Origin of the sequence: Longimicrobium sp. (assembly GCF_036554565.1) — a bacterium.
In the GTDB taxonomy this organism is placed as follows: Bacteria; Gemmatimonadota; Gemmatimonadetes; order Longimicrobiales; family Longimicrobiaceae; genus Longimicrobium.
The window spans coordinates 1-3669 of record NZ_DATBNB010000550.1; the positions used below are offsets into that span (position 1 = coordinate 1).

General features: G+C 70.3%; 5 protein-coding genes. 2 read left to right on the plus strand and 3 right to left on the minus strand.

Features of this window, described 5'->3' with window-relative positions:
* The first annotated feature begins 333 nt into the window (after nucleotides 1–333).
* Nucleotides 334–924, plus strand: a complete 591-nt coding sequence (locus tag VIB55_RS15155) for a superoxide dismutase family protein (protein WP_331877500.1) — start codon at nucleotides 334–336, stop codon at nucleotides 922–924.
* Complete coding sequence (locus VIB55_RS15160) at nucleotides 921–1454, plus strand: superoxide dismutase family protein (protein WP_331877501.1); 534 nt, start codon at nucleotides 921–923, stop codon at nucleotides 1452–1454. Before VIB55_RS15155 ends, VIB55_RS15160 begins: the two co-directional genes overlap by 4 nt.
* Before the next feature lie 189 nt (nucleotides 1455–1643).
* Here VIB55_RS15160 and VIB55_RS15165 read toward each other — a convergent pair whose 3' ends face one another.
* Genes VIB55_RS15165 through rho form a run of 3 tightly spaced genes read right to left on the minus strand, consistent with a single transcriptional unit; the run spans nucleotide 1644 to nucleotide 3483 of the window.
* Entirely contained in the window at nucleotides 1644–2072 is a 429-nt protein-coding gene (locus tag VIB55_RS15165) for a type II toxin-antitoxin system VapC family toxin (RefSeq protein ID WP_331877502.1), read from the minus strand.
* A complete protein-coding gene (locus VIB55_RS15170; RefSeq protein WP_331877503.1) occupies nucleotides 2047–2280 on the minus strand; it encodes an antitoxin family protein in 234 nt (77 codons plus the stop codon). The genes VIB55_RS15165 and VIB55_RS15170 overlap by 26 nt, the downstream gene beginning before the upstream one ends.
* A 24-nt stretch (nucleotides 2281–2304) precedes the next feature.
* The gene (rho, locus tag VIB55_RS15175) at nucleotides 2305–3483 is read right to left on the minus strand and encodes a transcription termination factor Rho (RefSeq protein WP_331877504.1); all 1179 of its coding nucleotides are present in this window, start codon (nucleotides 3481–3483) and stop codon (nucleotides 2305–2307) included.
* Nucleotides 3484–3669 lie beyond the last annotated feature (186 nt).

Below are 3669 nucleotides of genomic sequence, written 5' to 3' on the forward strand. Positions count from 1 at the left end.
GCGCAGCGGGGGACGGGGGCCGGGGGGAGGGGGCTCCCGGAGCATGCGAGGCAGTTAATCGAACCCCGATCGAAGTTTCCCCTCTCCCGGCGCAGTTTGCCGGGGGAGGGGCCACCCGCGGCATGCGCCCCATCCAGTCGAGACGCGCCCATCCAATCCATCGCTGCTCCCGCGGGGTGAGAAGTCGCTTCTGCCAGATTCTTTGTCCGCGCGATCGTTGACCCCGGCATCACCTGGGCCCCGCCGCCCGCGACGCACGATCCTTGCTTCCCGGCGCGGCGGCGCCGGAGGGCGCGGAAACGCGGATTTCAACTGGCCGATGGGGGGACGAGGATGACGAGGAACGGATACGTGCTGGCCGCGGCGGCGGTGGTGCTGGGGGCGTGCGGGCCGGCGGCCCAGGAGGCGGGGCCCGCCGCGGTTCCGCGCACCTTCACGGCGCCGCTGTACGATACGCGCGGCACGCAGGTGGGCACGGTGGCACTGACGGAGCGGGGCGATTCCACACACGTGATGGTGCACGCCACGGGCGTGGCGGCGGGGACGCACGGGACGCACCTCCACGCTGTCGGCCGGTGCGACGAGCCGGACTTCACCACGGCGGGGCCGCACCTGAACCCCACCAGCAACCAGCACGGCGCGCGCAACCCGCGCGGGCCTCACCTGGGCGACCTTCCGAACCTGACGGTGGGCTCCAACCGCGAGGGTCACCTGGAGGCGGTGGTAGCCGCGGCCTGGCGGCCCGGGACGCTCCCCCTGTTCGACGCGGACGGCACCGCACTGGTGGTGCACGCCGCCGCGGACGACCAGCGGACCGACCCCAGCGGCAACTCGGGCGCGCGCATCGCCTGCGCCGTGGTGGCGGCCCCGGCCGCGCAGGCCAGCGCAGGCGTCGTGGCGGGCGCGCACGGGGAGGCGCGGTGAGAACGCCCCTCGCCCTGTCCACCCTCGCGCTCCTGGCAGGCTGCGCCGGGATGGGCGGGGGCGGGATGGCGGCGGACGTGCACACCATTACGGTCCGCGGCGCCGACGGCGCGACGGTGGGCACGGCGCTGCTGCGCCCGGGGACGGACGGCGTGCAGGTCACGCTGAGCGTCAACGGGCTGCCGCCGGGAACGCACGGCGTGCACCTTCACCAGGCGGGGCGGTGCGACGGGCCCGACTTCACCAGCGCGGGCGGGCACCTGAACCCGGCGGGCAAGCAGCACGGCCTGCAGAACCCGCAGGGGCCGCACGCGGGCGACCTGCCCAACCTGGTGGTAGACGCCAACCGGCGCGGCTCGCTTACCGGCACCGCGCGAGGAGCCACGCTGGAGGGTGGCGCGGCCAACTCGCTGCGCAAGCCGGGCGGCACCGCGCTGGTGGTCCACGCCACCGCCGACGACCAGGTCACCGACCCCAGCGGCAACTCGGGCGCGCGCATCGCCTGCGGCGTGATCACGGCCGACGACTGAAAAGAACGTTTCACGCAGAGGCCGCAGAGGGAACAGAGCGGACGCAGAGAACAATCGAAGTTCTCTGCGTCCTCTCCGTCTTCTCCTGCGTCCTCTGCGTGAAACCGGGGTAGAAGCCGGCGCCGGCACAAAAGCAGAAGGCGGCGACCCAACCCGGGATCGCCGCCTTCTTCTTTCATTGAACACAACTCAGCGCAACAATGCTCGGAACCCGGCCTGCTCAAAGTGGTGGTCGGCCGTGAGAGCCTCCGTCACCCCGGACCGCTGCATCACGACGAACGAAACACAGTCGGTGAGGCCCCACTCCTTATCCGGTCGGCTGGCGTAAAGGTCGAGCGCGGAGTGGTAGAGCTCATCCGCGAACGGCACGACCTGGATACGCGGATCGCCTTCGATCGCCTGGAGAAGGCTCAGTGCCGCAGGCCGATGCCGGACCCGCGAGAGGGCGTTCCCGATCTCCACCAGGACGGCCCGGGTCGTCACCAGCCGAACGTCTTCACTGCGGATTCGCTCGTTGAGCTCGAGCGCCCGTACATGGGCGTCATCGGACCGGGACGCGAGCGCAAGCGCGAACGACGTATCCAGGAACCACTCAGCCCCGGTCGAGATCCTTTCCACGGTACAGGTACTCGTCGAGGTTCGTGGACCAATCAGCCGGTCCGTTCAGGTCCAGCGACTTCGCGACGTCCAGGAACGAGGCAGGCGCGACTGGAGCAGTCTCCGTTTCCTCGATCACAACCCGGACACGCGTGTTGGGCGCGAGGGGAACCGGGCCCTCCGGGCGAAGCACCTCGCCATCGAAGGTGGCATAGAGCATCTGCGACACGGTCCCTCCTTGTCGTCCAACGGTTCAGCGCAGGCGGCCGAGGAGTTCGTCGTTGCTGCGCGTGTCGTTCATCTGCTTGGTCAGCAGGTTGATCGCGTCCTCCGGATTCAGCGAGTGCAGCGCGCGCCGAAGCTGGAAGATCTTGTCCAGGTGCTCGGGCGGGAACAGCATCTCCTCCCGGCGGGTGGCGCTCTTCTCGATGTCGATGGCCGGGTAGATGCGCTTGTCGGCCAGCGTGCGGTCGAGCACGATTTCGCTGTTGCCCGTGCCCTTGAACTCCTCGAAGATCACCTCGTCGCCGCGGCTGCCCGTGTCGATCAGTGCGGTGGCGATGATGGTCAGGCTCCCGGTGCCGCCCCGCACCTTGCGCGCGCTGCCGAAGAAGCGCTTGGGTTTTTCCAGCGCGCCGCTGTCGATGCCGCCCGAAAGCATGCGGCCGGTGCCCCGCTCGCTGGTGTTGTAGGCGCGCGCCAGGCGCGTCAGCGAGTCCAGCACGATCACCACGTCGCGGCCGCTTTCCACCAGGCGCCGCGCGTGCTCCAGCACCATCTCGGCGACGGCGACGTGCCGCTCGGCCGGGCAGTCGAACGAGCTGGCGATCACCTCGCCGATGCCCAGCATCTGCATTTCGGTGACTTCTTCCGGCCGCTCGTCCACCAGCAGCACCATCAGCGCCGCGTCGGGATAGTTGGTGTGCACACCGCGCATGATGGCCTGCAGCACCGTGGTCTTGCCCGCCTTGGCGGGAGCCACGATCAGCGCGCGCTGCCCCTTGCCCAGCGGCGAGATCAGGTCGATGATGCGGTTGGTGTAGTCGCGGCGGCCGCGGCCGGCCGGCGCCTCTTCCACGATCTCCAGCTTCAGCCGCTCGTCGGGGTACGAAGCCGGCAGGCTGCCGAAATCCACCCGGCTCCGTGCCAGCGCCGGGTCCAGCCCGTTGACCGTGATCACCTCGTCCAGGGGCGAGCTCTTGCCGCGCCCCGGCGGGGTGCCCGTGGTGCCCTGCACCCGGTCGCCCGTGCGCAGACCCAGGCGCCGGATGACGGACTGCGAAACGAAGACGTCCCCGTCGGCGGCCTGGTAGCCGTGCACGGCGGTGCGCAGGAAGCCGCTGCCGCTGGGAAGCACTTCGAGGATGCCGTCCGCGGGCTGGGACGCGGCGGCGGGACGCGCCGCGGCGGTCGGCTGGGTGGAGAGGCTCATGCGGTGGTTCTGGTTTGCTTTTTTGCTGACACGCAGGGCCCGCCGGCGGGATCGCCGGATGGAAAGGAAGCTGCCCTCACGTATCGGGTTGGGTTCCGCGCGGACGAAAGGCCGTCAAGGAGCGTGCCCGGGGGCCGCCGCGGATGCGCGAATCTGGCGCGGGTAATGTAAGCGCATAAGATACCG